The organism is Roseixanthobacter pseudopolyaromaticivorans (assembly GCF_043195145.2).
In the GTDB taxonomy this organism is placed as follows: Bacteria; Pseudomonadota; Alphaproteobacteria; order Rhizobiales; family Xanthobacteraceae; genus NCEH01.
On sequence record NZ_CM195539.1, the window covers coordinates 3,455,351 to 3,473,190 of the forward strand.

Genomic DNA, 17,840 nt, shown 5'->3' on the forward strand with positions numbered 1-17,840 from the left:
CTGGCGCTTCTCCCAAAGGTACGACCGTGCGGCACACTGATGGGACTCTCCGACGGCTGTATGACAGCCTAACTCATTTTTTTGGAAGCGCTATTCACCATCAACAGGTCCCAAGCGCCGCCGCGCGGCGCCGATCGGGCGCATGGCGCGGCGCGGTCTGAGCCGCCGTTGGGCACGGCGGGAGCGCGACAGCGATGAAAACACAGCATCTAAGCCATTTGCGACAGCGTCATGACTTGAGCGGGAGCTGGGCATTACATGAGATCGGTGTACGCAGGCGTGTTTTAGACGCATCGCACAATCGAAAAACGTTACGGAAATAAACCATGCCGCGCCGTTTGAGGCTTGACAGGGGTACCTCCACATAGGAAAGAGGGATCGAATGTCTGCGGGGGCATGCTTATGACTAAACCTGTTTTTAAACGCCGATGCGCTCGGCGGTGGCGACGCGCGCCAATTTAGTCAGAAAATTGCCTAAGCAGCCGAAGTCATTCCAAGCCAATATGCTTATTTGGCTGCGGATTTCTATTTTCGGAGAGTCCCATGCGCCGGATACTCGCGTCGCTTTCGCTCGTTTTGCTGTCCACGACAGCGTACGCGCAGAAGGCCCCTCCGCAATATACATCTCTCTGGTCTCTGGGAGACAGCCTCTCCGACGTGGGACGCACCTATGACCGCACGTCGTTTCTGAGCGCGATCGCACAGGGCGTCGGCGGCGTCTTCGGGGGCGGAGGCATAGTACCGGACATTACCCAGCCCAAAGGCCCACTTTATTATAAGGGGCATTTCTCCAACGGGCAGGTCTGGGTCGAATACCTCTCCAAGTTGAACAACTTGCCCTATAATGCGGATCGCAATCTTGCCTGGGGCGGCGCGGTGACCGGCACCCCCTACAGCAATGCGCTGGCCGCCGTGGTGCAGCACCTGGAGCAACAGGTCGGGCAATTCGACGACAAGGTCACCGGCATCACGCGCTCCTGGTACGATCCGCGCAGCAATGTTCCCGCGGAACAGGCCTCCAGCTACGGCAACAAGCCGCTCATCACCTTCTGGATCGGCGGCAATAATTTCCGCCAGCAGATCGAAGATACCAATTGGTACACCTACATCTCCAATCGCACCGCATTCTACAGCACGCTGCAAACGCAGAAGGACATTCTGCTCAAGAACATTCCCGCCGACTTGCGGACCATCAATTCCACGATCAACGACCGCAAGGACATCGCCCAATTGGGCGCCACCTATTATGTGCCGACCATCGCGGACGTCAGCACCACGCCGAAATTCATCGGCCTCTCGGACGCCGACCGTCAGCCCCTGAGCGCGGCCATCAAGGATACCAACCGCCAGCTGAAGGCGAGCCTCTACAATCTCGGCGACGAGTTCGCGCAGGCCAATGCGCAGACCCGCCTGGTGGTGATCGACACCGCCGCCTTGCTCGCCGAGGTGCAGCGCAATCCCACCGCCTTCGGCTTCAAGAACGCCCGGGACAATTGCGTCGATTCGGAAACCGGCAAGTACACCAACGGCTGCTCCGCGGCGAATGTGGGCGATTACCTGTTCTGGGACCAGTTTCATCCCACGACCAAGGCCCACGAGATGATCGCCCAATATTCCCAGACCACCGACTATCTGGAATATGGCGCTGCAGTCACGATCTCCCAGCCCTATGTCGCAAACATCGAGATCCGAAACCGCACCTATTCCGGCCCCATCGGCGGCAGCGGCTCGATGATCAAGCAGGGCGAATCCACGCTCACGCTCGCCGGCAACAATACCTATAAGGGTGGCACGCGGGTCGATAACGGCCTGGTGCGCGCGTCCTCCGACGCCAATCTCGGCGATGTCTCGGGCCTGCTGACCCTGCAGGGCGGCGGCATCAGCGCCAGCCAGTCCTTCACCATGCTTCGCGAGGTGCGCGTGAACGCCTCGGTCTCCTATGGCGAAATCGGCGGCACCACGTTCGGCGGCACCTTCAACGTGGACCCCGGCGCGGTACTGACGCTCCAGGGCCCCGCGCTCTCCGGCACCGGCGATATCCGCAAGAACGGCAGCGGCACGCTGGATATCCGCACCAGCGTCACCAGCTCACGCGACCTCACTCAGGTGGACGCCGGCCTGCTGAAGATCAACAGCACGGGCGAATATCGCACCAAGGTGCTCAATGTCGGCGCGCAAGGCTCACTCGGGGGCAGCGGCACCATCGTCGGCACCGTCAACAATGCCGGCCGGCTGATGCCGGGCAATTCCATCGGCACGCTCACCATCCAGGGCGATTTGATCCAGGAAGACAGCGGCTCCTACCAGCTCGAAGTGGATGCCAACCGCACCGACAACCTGATCGTCACCGGCACCATGAAGCTGGACGGCGACGTCACCATCATCACCGACCCGACGGACAAGATCACCAACCAGACCTTCACCGTCGCGCGCTCCAACGGCGCGCTGGAAGGCCAGTATGACGAGGTGGTCGATCTCTCGCCCTTCCTCTCGGAAACCCTGAGCTATTCCGCCAATTCGGTGAGCGTCACCTTTTCGCGCAATTTCGCGGCCCCGGCCGTGACCGCGAACCAGCGCGCGGTCGCAGCCCATCTGAACGCGGCCTACCAGAGCGGGTCCCAGGGCGACCTCGATAACGTGTTCTACGGCCTCGACACCACAGGCACGAACGCCGTCGGCGCAGCAGCGCTCGACCAGCTCTCCGGCCAGTCCATCGGCAATCTGCTCACTGCGGACGCCGTGCAGCGGGGCCAGTTTACCCGCGCGCTGGAAGACCGCATTTCCGCCCGGCGCTCCGGTCGCGGCGCGGGCGATCTCGGCGCCAACGCCTCCATGCTCTCCCTCGGGCCGGATAGCGCTGGCCTCGGCGGCGCGCTCCAGGATGCCTCGGCGGCAGTCGCCCAGTCCGGTCCCGGGCAGAAGGGTGTCGGCGACGGCGCCGTGTCCGCCTGGGCCCGCGTGCTCGGCGGCCCCACCAGCGTCGGCGGCGCGGGCGCCTTCGACATGACCGGCGTCGGCGTGCTGCTCGGCGTGGACAAGGTGCTCGGCAACGGGCTGGTCGGCATTTCGCTCGGGTACGGCAATTTTGACAACAACGGCTACAATGGCGGCAACAGCAGCGCGGACAGCTATCAGGTGTCGCTCTACGGCTCGCTGCAATCGGGCAATTGGTTCCTCGACGGCACGCTCGGCTATGCCTATTCGGACTATGCCACCAACCGCGCGCTGACCTTCGGCGCCTTGTCGCGTGTGGCCACGGCCTCGCCCAACGGCAATGACGTGACTTTCTCGCTCAAGTCGGGCGGCCTGTTCGCGCTCGGCGCCTTCACCGCCGAGCCGAGCCTCGGTTTCGACTGGTATCACCTCTCACGCAGCGCCTTCACGGAAGGCTATGCGGGCGCGGCGGGCCTCAATGTCGACTCGGCTTCGCTGGATCTGGTGATGCCCTCGGTCGGCGTGCGGCTCGCCACCACCTACGGCTTCGGCGCCATCAGCCTCAGCCCGGAGCTGAGCGCCCGTTACTATTATAATTTCGGCGATACCAACGTCGGCACCACCGCCGGCCTCATCAGCGCCCCCGCCCTGCCCTTCACCGTGGACACCACCGGTATCGGGCGAAACATCGGCGTGCTGGCGGCCGGCCTCTCGGCCCAGCAGGGCGAGCATCTGCGGGTGTTCGGCCAGTACGAACTCTCGCTGAGCGACGACGTGACGGCGCAATCCTTCTCCGCCGGCCTCAAATACACCTGGTGAGAGAGGGCCGGCGGAGCGCCGGCTGCCTTATTCCGCACGCGATCAGAAAGCCGGGGCGCCACCCCGGCTTTTTCGTTTTTTCCGCCATGCGGTCAGGAGGGCATCGTTTCCAGAGGAAACGGCGCGCGCTCCCAGATTTTTCCAAGCTTAAGCTTTTCCACGCTATAGGCCTCCCATTCGTGCAGCAGGCCGGCGAGGGTGAGGCGATCGGCGTGGGGCAATTTGTTGCCGAGCGTGAGCAACTTCTCATCCAGCCCGAGCCGCTTCAGGTGCGGAAGCCAGAAATGGGACGCGTATTCGGACGTGACGATGAGATCACGCGCCGCGTCGAGATTGCCTTCCGCGATCCGATAGAGAGCATAGGTCGGGGCGGCGCGATTGAGCGTATAAGGATCTTTTTCTTGCCGACTGCGAATGTAATCCAGATCACTGCCTAGCGCCCGCAATCTCGGCAATGCCACGTCTTCGATCTGCTTGCACAGAGTCTCAGAGACCTCGGGATCGGAGATAAGCCATAACTTTTTATGCGGCGGGTAAATCGCCCCGTCCCTCTTCATCGTGAAATCATCTTGTCTAAAAAAGAGCGAAATAACCGATAGAGCGACATAAAATAAATCTGCACTACTTGTTCGATCAATATAGACGCCCCTCAGAACATGTTTTACGGGCCTAAAAACGATGGCACGGCCTATTAAGATCAAATCATCGTTCTTCGCCAACAATGGAGACACCAGTTTTTTAACCTCCCGTGCAGTGGTCATTGGCTGGGCCTCACCTGTGTAACCAAGATATTTTGAACGCCTTGAAAGTTCTTTGATACCGCGCCCGCAATTTCGATCGACCGGGCTGCGGTTAAACCACTTCGGCCTGTCTTGAAATCATATACGCATACTGTGCCAGTGCCGGTGTTTTCAAGTACGTCTATTCGGATCGATCCTTCTTTCCCATAACGAGGATCCTCTAATAATTCGGAGAGAAAACGCGGCCCGACCTCATCCCGGGCCTTTAATAGCGAAAACTCAGAGACAAAATTTGGATCTCCCAACGCTCTTATCCTGCGATTTATCTCGGAATGCACCGCAGTTCCATAGGTCGCGGCACTGGCATAGTCGGATCGATCGAGGCTTCGCACCGCATCATCGGCATAATCCTGCACCTCGCCCAATCGACGGCACGCCTTCTCGACCTCCTCCTTGGTCAAAGTGCCGACATAAGATGGCACCACCTGCGGCGCAGCGCCCAGCACATATTCGCGTGCCGTGAAGGCAATGACCGGCTGCGCGTCCGGAACGAGGGGGCCGATGACACCTGCGACATAGGCTCCATACAGAGCGAGAGCGAGTTCAATCGAGGCTGTCGCCGCCTCAGGGAGCACCAAAGGGACCAAGGCTAGTGGCGCGACTGCAGGCTGGATGATCGCCTGCGGTTGCGGGCCCGCTTCGGCCCAGACGGTCTGGCTGATGAGCCGGCCCTCGCCGTCCAAGATCTCTTGCGTCGTGCCGCGGTTGAGAAACGTGGCGGCGGCGCCGTCCGGCAGTTCGACCCGGTGAATATTATCCCATTCCGGACTGTCACCAGGCGCCGCATAGCGCGATACGATGCGGCTGCCATCGGCATTGGCCACCGCCTGCTCGGCCAAGGTGCCATCCGCGCGATACGTGCTGCGGACAAGGCGCCTTTCCGCGCCACTGCCGCTGACGCGCGTGACGGTTCGCGGCTCCCGGACGAGCCCGCTCGAACCGCCCCCGTCAGTCCATTGCCCGCCGTCGGGATTGCCTGCCGGGACCCGGGGTTGGGCGAAAAGAAAGCCCGCCTTCCGGGCAAGGCCGTAGCGCAGCAATTGAACTTCGAACTTCAACGCCGCCAGGGCGCTGGCGATCTGCGCCAACTCCAGATGATCGTCTCGAATGGACGGCATATCCCCCTTCCATGCGCAAATGCTCGCGCATGGGTCTAAAGGATCAAATTCCTACTGTCAATTTATTCCTATTTTCCAGGCCCATCACGCGGGCGCCCCCGCCCCATGCCCGGCCCCGTGCCCGGCCCCCGCCTGCGGTTCGGCATGCGCCGCTTCCGGCTCCAAAACCTTCACGCGGAAGAAGGCGGCGTAGAGCGCCGGCACCACCAGCAGCGTCAGGACGGTCGCCACAAGCAATCCGCCCATGATGGTGATGGCCATGGGCCCCCAGAAGGCGCTGCCCGCCAGCGGGATCATGCCCAGCACCGCCGCGAGCGCGGTCAGCACCACCGGGCGCGCGCGGCGCAAGGTGGCGTCCACCACCGCTTGCCCCGGCGCGTGGCCGGCTTTGATGTCGGTGTCGATCTGGTCCACCAGGATCACGGTGTTGCGCATGATCATGCCGGCGAGCGCGATCAGCCCCAGCAGCGCCACGAAGCCGAACGGCTTGTTGGCCACCAGCAGCGCCCAGGTGGCGCCGATCACGCCCAAAGGCGCCGTGCACAGCACCAGGGCAAGCCGCGAGAAGCTCTGAAGCTGGATCATCAGCAAGGTCAGCATGGCCACGATCATGATCGGGAACACCGCCGCCAGCGCCTTGTTGGCCTTCACGCTTTCCTCGATGGAACCACCGGTCTCGATGCGATAGTCGGCCGGCAGGCTGTCCTTGATGGCGGCGAGCTTGGGCAAGAGGCGGGTGGTAACATCGGGCGGCTGGATGCCGTCCTTCACGTCCGCCCGCACTGTCAGCACCAGGTCGCGGTCGCGCCGCCAGAGGATCGGCTCCTCGGACTCATAGACGATGCGCGCCACCTGCCCGAGCGGGACGGCAACCCCGTTGCGCGAGCTCACGGTGAGGCCGGCGAGATCCTGAAGGTCCGCCCGCTCCTGCGGCACCGCGCGCGCCACCACGTCGATCAGCAGATTGCCCTCGCGATTTTGCGTCACGGTGTAGCCGGACAGCAGCGTCTGCAGGGTCTCGGCCACGTCGCGCGGCGTGGTGCCGAGCGCGCGTGCCCGGTCCTGGTCCACCTGGAGAGTCACGGATTTCACCCGCTCGCCCCAATTGAGATGCGGATCAATGAGCGCGGGATCTCCCGCCATCACGACGCGCACCTGTTCGGCGATCTCGCGCACCTTCTGCGGGTCCGGCCCGATGACGCGGAAATTCACCGGGAAGCCCACCGGCGGGCCGAACACGAAGCGGTCCACACGCACCCGCGCCTCGCTGAGCGCGCCGTCGGCGATCTGCTTCTCCAGCCGCGCCTTGATGCGCTCGCGGGCCGCGATGTCCTTCGCGACGATCACCACTTCGGCGAAGTTGGGATTGGGCAGGACCGGGTTGAGGCCCAGCCAGAAGCGCGGCGTGCCCTGGCCCACATAGGTGGTTGCGGTGGCGATGTCGGGGTCGCCCTGCAGCATCGCCTCGGCCTTCTTGGCAGTCGCCTCGCTGACATTGATGGAGGTGCCTTCCGGCAGGCGCATTTCCAGGAACAGCTCGGGCCGCGTGGAGGTGGGGAAGAATTGCTGCTGCACCAGCCCGAACCCGGCGATCGACACCGCGAACAGCGCGAACGTGGTGGCGATCACCGCAAAGCGGTGGTGCAGGCAGAAATTCAGCAGCCCGCGCAGCAGGCGATACAGCCGCCCGTCATGCGCCTCGCCATGGGCGTGCACCTTGAAGGTCGGCAGCAGCATGTAGCCGAGATAGGGCGTGAAGATCACCGCCACGAACCAGGAGGCGATCAGCGCGATGCCGACGATCCAGAAGATGCCGCCGGCATATTCGCCCGCGCTCGATTTCGCAAAGCCCACCGGCAAGAAACCTGCCGCCGTCACCAGCGTGCCGGTGAGCATGGGAAAGGCGGTGGAATGCCAGGCGAAGGTGGCCGCGCTCGCGCGGTCGAGCCCCTCCTCCATCTTCACCACCATCATCTCGATGGCGATGATGGCGTCATCCACCAGCAGGCCGAGCGCGATGATCAGCGCGCCGAGGGTGATGCGATGCAGGTCCATGCCCGAGGAGAACATCACCAGGAACACGATGGCGAGCACCAGCGGCACGGAGAGCGCCACCACAATGCCGGTGCGAAATCCCAGGGACAGGAAGCTCACCACCAGAACGATCACCAGCGCCTCGGCGAAGGTGTGTAGGAACTCGCCGACGGATTCACCCACGATGTGTGGCTGGTCGGCCACCTGCGTCACGTCGATACCCACCGGCAATTCGCGGATCGCCTTGTCCATGGCGACCTTCAGGTTTTCCCCGAGGGTAAGGATGTTCGCGCCGGCCGACATGGAAACGCCGATGCCCACGGCCGCATCCCCGTTCTGCCGCACCAGGAAACTCGGCGGGTCCTCGTAGCCGCGCCGCACGGTGGCGACATCGCCCAGGCGGAACACAGCATTGCCGGCCGCCACCGGAACCGCCGCGATGGCGTCCACGCCCGCGAACGCGCCGGTGATGCGCAGGTTCACCCGGTCCGCATTGGTGTCGATGGCGCCGCCGGAGACCACCGCATTCTGCCGCGCCACGCTGTCGAAAATCTGCTGCGGGGTGATGCCGAGGGTGGCGAGGCGCGCATGGCTGAATTCGATATAGATCCGCTCGGGCCGCACGCCCACCAGATCCACCTTTTCCACATTCTGCACCCGCAGCAGATCCTGGCGGATGATCTCCGCCTGCCGCTTCAGCTCGGCGGGAGCGACATTCTTGCCACTGAGCATGTAGAGGGCGGAATAGACGTCGCCATATTCATCGTCGAAGAACGGGCCGATCACGCCGGAGGGCAGGTTCGCCTTCACGTCGCCGACCTTCTTGCGCACCTGATACCAGAGCTCCTTCACATCCTTCGCCTGAGTCGAATCGGTGAGGTAGATCTGGATGAAGCTCACCCCGGGGCGCGAATAGCTCTCCACCCGGTCGAGATGCGGCAGGGACTGGAGCTTCTTCTCGATGGGATCGGCGACCTGCTCCTCCATTTCGGTGGAGGTCGCGCCGGGCCACACGGCATTCACCACCATGACCTTGATGGTGAAGGAGGGATCTTCCGCCCGCCCGAGATTGAAATAGGCGAAGGTGCCGGCCGCGGCCAGCATGAGGATCGCGAACAAGGTGAGGGTGCGGTGGGTGATGGCCCAGCGCGAGAGATTGAAGCTGTCCATGGTCGCCGCCGTCACTTGGCCGCGACGGTGCGCACGAGCCGTCCGGGCTCGAGCGTCTGCGCGCCCATGGTCACCACGTCCTCGCCATTGGACACGCCTTGCGAAACAAGCGCGGCATCGGCGGCATAGCCTATGACCTCCACCGGCCGCGCGATCAGCGTCTTGGTCTTGGGATCGACCACATAGACATGCGGACCGCTGCCGCGATCGAACACGGCGGAGAGCGGCAGGCGCGCCACATCCTTCGTGCCCGCAGGCCGCAGCAGCACCGTTGCCGTCATGCCCAGGGCGACCGCGTCGTCCACGTTCTCCAGCGTGAAGCGGGCGGGATAGGTGCGGCTCGCCGTGTCCGGCTGCGGCGACAGCTCACGCAGGTGCGCCTTGATCCTGCGGTCCGGCGCGGCCCACAGCGTCACCGTTGCATCGGCGGTCCGCGCATCCGCAAGCGCGGTTTCCGGCAGCGCCACGAGCGCTTCCTTCTCGTCCAGCCGCGCCACGCGGGCAACCGTCTGTCCGGCCGTGACCACCTGCCCCGGCTCGGCGGCGGTGAAGGAGACGACGCCGTCGGCGGTGGACAGGAGATCGGAATAGGCGAGCTTGTTGCGCGCGAGATCCAGCGAGCGCTTGGCTCGCTCGAGACGGCCGACCGCCTCCTCCTTGGCCACCGATTTGCGGTCGAGATCCGCATTGGAGGCGAACCCGCGTGCCAGAAGGGTCCGATAGCGCCCGTCCTCGGCGGAGGTCTGCGCGAGATTGGCCTGCGCCGCGGCGAGTTCCGCCTCGGCGCTGCCGAGTTCGAGCTTGAAATCCTCGGGATCGAGCTTGGCGATCACATCGCCGGCCTTCACCCGCTGTCCCACTTCCACGAGGCGCTGCGACACCTTGCCGGCGACGCGGAAGGAGAGATCGATCTCCCAGCGCGGCCGCACCACGCCGACGAAGGTCTTGTCCGCCTCGGCGGGGCGCAAGGTCACCGTCGTCACCTGCACCGGCCGCGGAGGTGGCCCGGCCTGCTCGGCCGGAGCGGGATCGCTGCAGGCGGAAAGAAGAAGTGCGCTGCCCAGCAGGGCGGTGCAGGCCAGGAGGTGGCGGACGGATAACATGGCTTCGTTTCCAAGCTAAAGAGTTACGACTCACCACTAACGATTTTCAACTTTCATCAGGAAAAGCGCGCGGGAACGCGTCTTGGCTGATGTCACGCAACACTCACAAGGGGCGGCGGTTCACCTCGACGGAGCGCAGGAGAAACCGCACGGTCTCGCGCGACTGCCCCTCCAGATCCTCGTCGATACATTGCGCCACAAGGATGGGGTGGCAGAAGCGGATACAGCCGCCCATCATGATGGCGCTGACGCGATCGACATCATGCGGCTCGAACGCGCCCTCGCTGATGCCCTCGCGCAGCAGGCCGGCGATATAGTACCGGATGCGCTCCTTATGGGCCGCAATCGCCGTCCAATTGTGATCGATCGCCACCAGGACCATGTCGTGGACACGCCGATCGGCAAGGAAATTTTCGCGATGATACAAGTGGATGGCGGAGAACACCTGCTCGATCCGCTCCGCCGCCGGGGCCGGAGATCGCACCACGGCAGCGATCTGGGTTTCCATCTCGGCGAGGCAGCGGTTGCAGATGGTCTCGACGATGGCGTTCTTGGAGGGGAAGAAGCGGTAGACATTGGCCGCGGACATATCCAACTCGGCGGCGATATCGGCCACCGCGGTCTTGGCGAACCCCATGCGGCGGAACAATTCTTCCGCCACCTTGGCGATCCGCTCGCGGGTTTCGTCCGCCGTTTCCTTCAGCCGCACGCTCACTTGGGGTCCGCCTTCTGCTTCAGAAACTGATGAATATCATAAATCGTCAGAAATCCAAAGGAAACATGCGGCTCGTCCTCGCCTGTGACCCACTCCGGATCAAAGGCGAGGAATCTCAAGGCGTTCTCACATCTTGTCGCGGGCGGCCAGGGCGGCGGAAAGGCCGTTGAACGAAATCGGAAGCGAGATGGGGGTCTGTGAGCGGTCCTGGAATTCAACCTTGCCGCTGCCCTTCGCATTGGCCAGGGCGGTGGCGTCGGCGGCGCTCAGCTCGATATCCGCGATGCAGGCGCGGATGCAGAACTTATACGTCAGGCCGATGGGCTTGGCCTTGTCATCATAGGTGAAGCGGGCACCCGCCGGCAGCCACACACCCGCCGGCAGCTGCAACACCAGCAGGAGGGGCGTATCCGCCTTCAGGCGACCGAACGCGATCTGCGCCATGAGGCCTTGCTGCTTATCGCCGATCTGCAGGGTCTGGGAGACTTCGCAGACCTTTGCGGTCGCCCCCTCCGGACGCTCGCAGCGCACCACCCAATCCTCATAGGTCGCGGAAGTCCGGCTCGGGCCCTCGTCAGTGGCGGCAGGCGCCGGGGCGGCGGGCTTGGCGGGGGCCGCGGGCGCGGCGGCCGGGGCGGGCTTCTTGGGTGCCGCCGGCTGGGCCGGGGTCGTGGTCTGCGGTGCGGCGCTCTGCGCGACGGCCTGCCCGCTCAGGCCGATCAAGACGAGACCCGCCAGCACCTTGGCCACGAGGCCTCGCGGCCGGCCAGCGGTCGCGTAAGGACAGGGGACGGGGGGCGCTGCACGATCCGGCATGGCTTGCTCGCTGGGTGGGGAATTCGGCAGAACCTGATAGCGCGGCCCCAAGCGCCTGCCAACCGGGCGGAACATCAAAAGGATACCTATCCCGCACCCGCCGAGGCGGCTTCGGGGCGCGCGGTCAGAGCGCGATGTCCGCTTGAAGCTCGGGCCAGCGGGCCGCCAACCGCGCCTTCGCGTCGGCGCGGGCGACGAAGACGAAATTGTTGATGTAGGTGCACCCCGCCAGCACCTTCGTGCCGGCAGCATTGAGGGCGTCGCGGCGCTGGTGCCGCTGCAGGTCGAAAGCGGCAAGCGGGCGCGGTACGCCGTTCTCGAAGAATAGACCGGCATAGCCCAGGGGGCCGAGCAGCGCCTCCACCGAGGCGACCGCGCCCGGCCGGTGGCGTTCCTCGGCCTCCACCAGCAAGCTCGGCAGGTTCGCGCGCAACAGCCGGTCGGCACCCAGCAGGACGCGGGCCTCGTGCCCCTCCACGTCCAGCTTGATGAAGGAGATATCCTCGCGCACGGCCGCGTCGAGGCGGCGCAGCGGCACCGCGACGGTCTCCATCTCCACGTCCGCCGCGGCCAGGGCGCCGTCGAGGGTCGCGAGCGGGGAGAAGCCCTTGGGCACATGCAGGGTGGCCTGCCCCTCCGCATCGCTCAAGGCGCAATCGAACAGCCGCAGGTCGCCGCGCCGGATCGCGTCGGGAAAGCGATAGCGCAGGATGCGCACCAGGTGCGGATTAGGCTCGAAGGCGAGCACGCGAACGTTCTGCCGCAGCAGGAAAAAGGTGAACAACCCGTGGTTCGCACCGATGTCGCACGCGGTTTCACCCTCATCCACGAGCAGCGGCAGCAGATTGACCTCGCTGGCGGGATTGCGCGCCGCCAGCTGATCGAACAGATCGCAGGCTTTCGCGTAGAGATGTGGCAGATGCGCTTCGCCGATCGATTTCAATGCCGCCAGCACGCACATCCCCCCGCTCAATACGCATTTACGCCAAGCATGGGCCATACGTTACAGAAATTCCCGGCGGTTCCTACCCGCGTCAGACGTTTGGACGAAAGTCGTCACCCTTAGCGGTACAAAAGAACCACTTTACTTAAGGCCGGCAGACCACGCCGGGCCACATGGCATTCTTGTAAAACGGCTGGAGTTGGAGGCTTTTGATGCCGTGCCAAATCGTGCTATTCGCCTGCGGGCATAATTGCTGAAGCGCCGAGGTGGGATTGCCGCGCCAGTTCACTGGAACATGGATCGTCACGGTAAACACCCCGAGCCCGTATTCCGGCTCGTTGGCCCACCAGAGGCTCGGCAGATGGTTCTGCAAATAGGTGCGGATCTCCAGGCGCGGATCATAGGGAAAAGGGTCGATCTCAGCATCCACGGCGCCCTGCCCGGGCACGTTGCTGCTCGATTGGGCGAAGGCCGGCTGCGGCCGCGCAACGGCGCAGGCGACAACCAGGGCGCACAACACCCACGCACCAGCGCGGCAGGCCGGCGCCATCCGGCTTTTACTGGAAAAGATCCGCGCAAAGGCGCGGCGTTCGGCTCCCATGGCCTGGACAATCTCCCTCTGGCCCCGCACACCGGCATCATAGGGCCTGCCGCGCGCGCCGGCACGCCTCACCTTGATCTCCGAACCGCGGACGCGACAAGAGCATGAAGCCCCTTCGCAGCCTTCTGACGCCCCAGCTGATCTCGACCTATTCGGCCTATGCGGCGGCGCTGGTGGTACGCGGCATGGAGCTGGTGGGCAAGCTCGGCCTCTATATGATCGCGGCGCGCATCCTCGGCGCCCACGAGGCCGGCCTGTTCTTCCTCTGCATCACCTGGATCGGCCTCATCTCCACCGTCGCACGGGCGGGATTTGAAAAGGCGATCATCCGCCACATGGCCGCCGAACTGGCCCTGGGCAAGGAACGACAGGCACGGATCGCGCTGTTCACCGGCGTCGGCTGGGCCACCTTCGGCGGCGCCCTTGCCACCGCCCTCACGGTGCTGTTCGCCCATCCCCTCTCCGCCCATGTGTTCGGCGAGCCGGATCTCGGCCTGCCGCTCGCCGTCTCCGCGGCGGTGATCCTGCCGCAGACGCTGTGCATCGTCATCGGCCATGCCCTCTCCGGCCTCAACCGGGGGGTTGCCGCGCAATTTATCCAGAACGGCCTGTGGCCGGTGCTGACGCTGGCGGCCGTCGCGGCCGGCATCACCTCGCTGAACGGCATGCTGCTGGCGTTGGGCGGGGCGAACCTCGCCGCCACCCTGGTCGGCCTTTATCTGATCCTGCGCCACAAGGGGCCGCTGCATACCCCCTCCCCGGACGATCCGCCGGAAGAGGTGCTGCCCGCTTTGTGGCGCACCGCTTTCCCGCTCGGCGTGGTGGAAGTGGTGCAGGTGTCGCTGAACTCGATTCCCGTGCTGGTGCTCGGCGTGTTCGCGAGCGCGTCGGACGTCGGCGCGTTCAGCGTCGCCAACCGCATTTCGATGCTGATCTGGGTGGTCATCATCTCCATCGGCACCATCGCCGCCCCCTCGTTCGCGGCGCTGCACCGACGCGGGGAATGGGACGCGCTGCGCACGCTCAATCGGCGGGTGCGCGCGGTGGTGGCGCTGTGCGGCATTCCCGTTATCGCAGCCATGATGATCTTTCCCGCGCAGGTGCTGCACCTCATCGGCCCCGGCTTCGAGAGCGCTTCCGCCGCCCTGGTCATCATGGGCGTGGGCCAATTGATCAATTGCCTCCTGCCCTGCCAGGACATCGTGCTCGCCATGACCGGCCATGGCGGCGTGCTGCGCTGGCTCAACACCGCCCAGCTCGCCACCTGCTGCCTGCTGGGTGCCGTGCTGATCCCGCTATTCGGCATGACGGGGGCGGCGGTGCTTACTGCGATTTTCATCGCCCAGGGCGCGATCGGCACCACTTTGGTGCTGCGCCGGCTGCTGCCGCGTGCATTTTAAGCCATGCGACGGCGGTTCGATCGTCATGCAAGATCGAACAGATGCCGCAATGTTAAGGAATTTATCGTTTTCTTCCGCCAGTGGTCGCTAAGGAAGGGTGCGCCGGGCCCGGGGACGGGTGGCCTGGCGCCGTTTCGGCGGCAGCGCGACGGCGCAGGATGAGCCGAGCGATGAAGAAGTCAGTGCCTCACTTGGACCGGGGATGTCGATGAAAGGTTCGCAAGCCGGCGAGATGGACAATACGCCGCCGATGATCTGGAGCGACAACAGGCCCACAGCCTTCACCATTCGCGACTTCCTGATCGCCACCTTTTATCACGTCCGCGTGGTGATGCTGACGGCATTGCTGCCCATCCTCATCGGCCTGTTCGCCGCGCTTTCGGCCAAGACCGAATACACCGCCAGCAGCCTGCTGATGGTGCTTGTGAACCGTGAGGTTTCCAATTCCCAGAACGTGACGGATTCCGGGCCGGCCGTGCTCTCCATCGAGGGCCTCAAGACGGTGGAATCGGAAGTCCAGATCATCGAGAGCGCTGACGTCATCCGCGCCACCATCGAGGACATCGGCCTCGACCACCTGTTCCCGCCCGGCCGCCTGTCCTTCATCACCGACCGCCTGAGCTTCGGCACGCCGGCCAACACCATGGACAAGGCGATCGAGCGCTTCCGCAAGAATATGCGCACCACGGTTCAGTCGGGCTCGAATATCATCCTGGTCTCGTTCACCAATGCCAGCCGCGAACTGGCCATCGAGGTGACGGATGCGCTCGTGAAGGCCTATCTGGACCGCCGGCGCAAGATTTTCGACAACCCCACCTCGGCAATCCTCTCGGTGGAAGTGGAGCGCTTCAAGCGCGACCTGCGCGCCGTGGACCTGGAGATCCAGGCGCTCAAGGACAAGAGCGAGGTCATCGACTTCGCCCAGGACGCGATCCTCGCCGCCAACCAGGTGGACAGCGTGATCCAGCGCCGCCGCCAGGTGGCCGAGCGGCGCGCCGCCGTCACGGCGCAGCTCGCAGAAGCCGAGAAGCAGATGAAGGCGCTGCCGAGCACGGTGTTCGATTTCGCCGAGAAAACCGACGCCACGGCCAATGACGACACCCGCAACACGCTGACGCGCCTGCTGGTGGACCGCGACCGCATCGCCCTGCAATACCAGCCCACCAGCCCGCAGATGCGCGAGGTGGAGAAGAAGATCGCCACCATCCGCCAGAGCCTGTCCGATCCGGACCAGCGCCTCGCCTCCACCAATCGCGACGTGCGCAATCCGGCCATCAGCTATGTCAACAACATGGTGCTGAGCCTGCGGGTGGAGAAGGATGCGCTCTCCCGCCAGACCGACGAGCTGGACCAGCAGCAGAAGGTCGCCGAGGAGCGGCTGGCCATGCTGCGCAACACCGAGACCCGGCTTGTGGAACTGAACCGCCAGCGCGATTCGCTGAGCGACGGCTATCGCGAATATCTGCGCCGCGCGGTCGCCGCCACCATAGAGGAGACCGCCGCCAAGGTGCGCGCCTCCAACGTGCGCGTGGTGCAGGACGCGAGCGCCGCCGTCACCAGCCGCTCCATGGCGCTGCCGTTCCTCGCCGCCGGCATTTTCGGCGGGCTGCTGTTCGGCGCCGCCGCCGGCGCCCTCGCCTCCGCCCTGCGCACCGTCTTTATCCAGCCCACGGAAGCCGAACGCGCACTCGCCCTGCCCTGCCTCGCGGATTTCGCCGACGGCCGCAACGCCCTTGCGACGGCGGCTGCGGAACAGACCATCGGCGGGCTCGCGACCTTGCTCCTGGATACGGAGCTGGACGGCAAGCCGCTGCGAACCATGCATTTCCTGACCTCGGAGCGCGACGACGACGTGCCCATGCTGTGCCGTCGCCTCGCCGAGGAGATGAGCCTTCAGCGCGGCCTGCGCACCCTGCTGGTGGATCTGTGTTCGGCGAACCCCTTCCCACTCGAATCAAGCGGCGCGGAGGTGAAGGGCGGCCTCGCCATGTCGGCGACCCCGGTGCCGCTGCTGTGGTCGCTGACCGACAGCGCCGAATCGCCCTTGCTGAGCGTGCGGCTTTCCCTGGTGGAAGGGCGCCAGATGATGGAGGAGCTGCAAGATCTGTTCGATGCGATCGTCATCTGCTCCACCGCCCAGGGCGCTTCTCCCGTGATTCAGCGCCTCAACATGCTGGTGGATGCCAATATCCTGACGATTCGCGCCGAGCATACCCGCAAGCCCGCTGCGCTTCGGTTGCGATCTATTGTTTTGGAGAACGGCGGATTCGTTCTCGGATTCGTCTTTATGGGCCGCAGATACTATTTGCCGGAGTGGATTTACCGAAGGGCGTGAGAAGAAACGTTTCATTAACCATGGAGCTTTAGGGTTGCTTTACCACGTTGATCGGTTCAGCGACCCCGCTTCACACCCCTTCCGCACCCCGTTCCGCAAGGAGCGGGCGGGAAGGTCGGCGCAGGGTCCTGGACGGGGTCGCCCACTAGGAGCCTTGCTCGATGCCCTCCCCCGCATGCGAAGCGACCCGTCGCGATCGCAGCCCGGAGCTGGGTGCGCCGCGCGGCCGGAGCGCCGGGCCGTGGGCGGCCCTGCGGCTGCCCCTGTTCCTGCTTCTGGGCAGCACCATGCTTGCCGGATGCACCACCACTTCGGGCCGCACGCCCATGCTCACCGGGCAGGAGCTGAGCTTCACCCAGGTGAACCCGGAAGGCTTCCGCCCCTGGACTCCCGGCATCCCGGCCTATCGCCTCGGCCCCGGCGATAAGCTGAAAATCAAATTCTCCATCACGCGCGAGATGGACGAGGACCTCGTCGTCTCTCCCGACGGCACCATCGGCGTGCGCGCGGTGGGACAGATCAAGGTCGAGGGCATGACGCTCGCCGGCCTGCAGGAGACCATCCGCGTCTCCGCCCGGCGCGAGCTGACCGACCAACGCGTGGTGGTCTCGCTGGAAGATTCCGGTTCCTCAAAGGTTTATGTCGGCGGCAGCGTGGCCCATCCGGGGCTCTACAAGATCGCCGAGATGCGCGTGTCCTCGCTGGAGGCGGTGCTGCTCGCGGGCGGATTCACGGACGAGGCCCGCCTCGGCGAGGTGGCGCTGATCCGCCGCGATCCCTCCAACCGCGCCATGCTCAAGATCATCAATGTGCGCGACATGATCCAGACCGGATCGGACGAAGCCGACGTGCCGCTGGTGGCCGGCGACATCCTCTACGTGCCGCGCAGCGACATCGCCGAGCTGAATTTGTGGATCGACCAGTTCATCAACAAGGTGGTGCCGTTCCAGCGCACCTTCAGCTACACGCTGGGCGCCTATTCCACCACATCCAGCGGCGCTTCGACCCTGATCCCGTGAGCCTTTCCGCGCTGCGGCGTGGTAGGATATGTT

Annotated in this window: 12 protein-coding genes; 4 read left to right on the forward strand and 8 right to left on the reverse strand. The window is 64.6% G+C overall.

The genetic code is table 11. The annotated features are described in order from the left end of the window. The first annotated feature begins 543 nt into the window (after positions 1 to 543). On the forward strand, positions 544 to 3,753 hold the full coding sequence (locus V5F68_RS16365) for an autotransporter domain-containing protein (RefSeq protein WP_394014083.1): 3,210 nt from the start codon (positions 544 to 546) through the stop codon (positions 3,751 to 3,753). 92 nt (positions 3,754 to 3,845) lie between these two features. Here V5F68_RS16365 and V5F68_RS16370 read toward each other — a convergent pair whose 3' ends face one another. The 8 genes from V5F68_RS16370 to V5F68_RS16405 all read right to left on the reverse strand — a co-directional run bounded on the left by V5F68_RS16370 (position 3,846) and on the right by V5F68_RS16405 (position 13,053). After that, on the reverse strand, positions 3,846 to 4,514 hold the full coding sequence (locus V5F68_RS16370) for a hypothetical protein (protein WP_394014084.1): 669 nt from the start codon (positions 4,512 to 4,514) through the stop codon (positions 3,846 to 3,848). Next, a complete protein-coding gene (locus tag V5F68_RS16375; protein WP_394014085.1) occupies positions 4,511 to 5,671 on the reverse strand; it encodes a hypothetical protein in 1,161 nt (386 codons plus the stop codon). The genes V5F68_RS16370 and V5F68_RS16375 overlap by 4 nt, the downstream gene beginning before the upstream one ends. Before the next feature lie 84 nt (positions 5,672 to 5,755). Further along, complete coding sequence (locus tag V5F68_RS16380) at positions 5,756 to 8,875, reverse strand: efflux RND transporter permease subunit (RefSeq protein WP_394014086.1); 3,120 nt, start codon at positions 8,873 to 8,875, stop codon at positions 5,756 to 5,758. An 11-nt stretch (positions 8,876 to 8,886) separates the two neighbouring features. Then, positions 8,887 to 9,978: an efflux RND transporter periplasmic adaptor subunit gene (locus V5F68_RS16385; RefSeq protein ID WP_394014087.1), complete on the reverse strand. Its 1,092-nt coding sequence runs from the start codon at positions 9,976 to 9,978 to the stop codon at positions 8,887 to 8,889. A gap of 103 nt (positions 9,979 to 10,081) precedes the next feature. Continuing rightward, the gene (locus V5F68_RS16390) at positions 10,082 to 10,693 is read right to left on the reverse strand and encodes a TetR/AcrR family transcriptional regulator (protein ID WP_394014088.1); all 612 of its coding nucleotides are present in this window, start codon (positions 10,691 to 10,693) and stop codon (positions 10,082 to 10,084) included. A 126-nt stretch (positions 10,694 to 10,819) separates the two neighbouring features. Next, positions 10,820 to 11,443 (reverse strand): invasion associated locus B family protein, encoded by a 624-nt coding sequence (locus tag V5F68_RS16395; RefSeq protein ID WP_394014089.1) that lies wholly within the window; start codon positions 11,441 to 11,443, stop codon positions 10,820 to 10,822. A 190-nt stretch (positions 11,444 to 11,633) separates the two neighbouring features. After that, positions 11,634 to 12,464, reverse strand: a complete 831-nt coding sequence (locus V5F68_RS16400; RefSeq protein ID WP_394014090.1) for an FkbM family methyltransferase — start codon at positions 12,462 to 12,464, stop codon at positions 11,634 to 11,636. Between the two features lie 133 nt (positions 12,465 to 12,597). Beyond that, the gene (locus V5F68_RS16405; RefSeq protein ID WP_394014091.1) at positions 12,598 to 13,053 is read right to left on the reverse strand and encodes a hypothetical protein; all 456 of its coding nucleotides are present in this window, start codon (positions 13,051 to 13,053) and stop codon (positions 12,598 to 12,600) included. 104 nt (positions 13,054 to 13,157) lie between these two features. Between V5F68_RS16405 and V5F68_RS16410 the strand changes: the two genes are divergently transcribed. The 3 genes from V5F68_RS16410 to V5F68_RS16420 all read left to right on the forward strand — a co-directional run bounded on the left by V5F68_RS16410 (position 13,158) and on the right by V5F68_RS16420 (position 17,807). Next, entirely contained in the window at positions 13,158 to 14,453 is a 1,296-nt protein-coding gene (locus V5F68_RS16410) for a lipopolysaccharide biosynthesis protein (protein ID WP_394014092.1), read from the forward strand. A gap of 208 nt (positions 14,454 to 14,661) precedes the next feature. Further along, positions 14,662 to 16,788: a GumC family protein gene (locus tag V5F68_RS16415; protein WP_394014093.1), complete on the forward strand. Its 2,127-nt coding sequence runs from the start codon at positions 14,662 to 14,664 to the stop codon at positions 16,786 to 16,788. 161 nt (positions 16,789 to 16,949) lie between these two features. Further along, complete coding sequence (locus V5F68_RS16420) at positions 16,950 to 17,807, forward strand: polysaccharide biosynthesis/export family protein (RefSeq protein WP_394014094.1); 858 nt, start codon at positions 16,950 to 16,952, stop codon at positions 17,805 to 17,807. Positions 17,808 to 17,840 lie beyond the last annotated feature (33 nt).

Bases quoted from the DNA above. Each gene is read 5' to 3' on its own strand.
- V5F68_RS16365 (WP_394014083.1), top strand. From the start codon at position 544: ATGCGCCGGATACTCGCGTCGCTTTCGCTCGTTTTGCTGTCCACGACA.
- V5F68_RS16370 (WP_394014084.1), bottom strand. From the start codon at position 4,514: ATGACCACTGCACGGGAGGTTAAAAAACTGGTGTCTCCATTGTTGGCG.
- V5F68_RS16375 (WP_394014085.1), bottom strand. From the start codon at position 5,671: ATGCCGTCCATTCGAGACGATCATCTGGAGTTGGCGCAGATCGCCAGC.
- V5F68_RS16380 (WP_394014086.1), bottom strand. From the start codon at position 8,875: ATGGACAGCTTCAATCTCTCGCGCTGGGCCATCACCCACCGCACCCTC.
- V5F68_RS16385 (WP_394014087.1), bottom strand. From the start codon at position 9,978: ATGTTATCCGTCCGCCACCTCCTGGCCTGCACCGCCCTGCTGGGCAGC.
- V5F68_RS16405 (WP_394014091.1), bottom strand. From the start codon at position 13,053: ATGGGAGCCGAACGCCGCGCCTTTGCGCGGATCTTTTCCAGTAAAAGC.
- V5F68_RS16410 (WP_394014092.1), top strand. From the start codon at position 13,158: ATGAAGCCCCTTCGCAGCCTTCTGACGCCCCAGCTGATCTCGACCTAT.
- V5F68_RS16415 (WP_394014093.1), top strand. From the start codon at position 14,662: ATGAAAGGTTCGCAAGCCGGCGAGATGGACAATACGCCGCCGATGATC.
- V5F68_RS16420 (WP_394014094.1), top strand. From the start codon at position 16,950: ATGCCCTCCCCCGCATGCGAAGCGACCCGTCGCGATCGCAGCCCGGAG.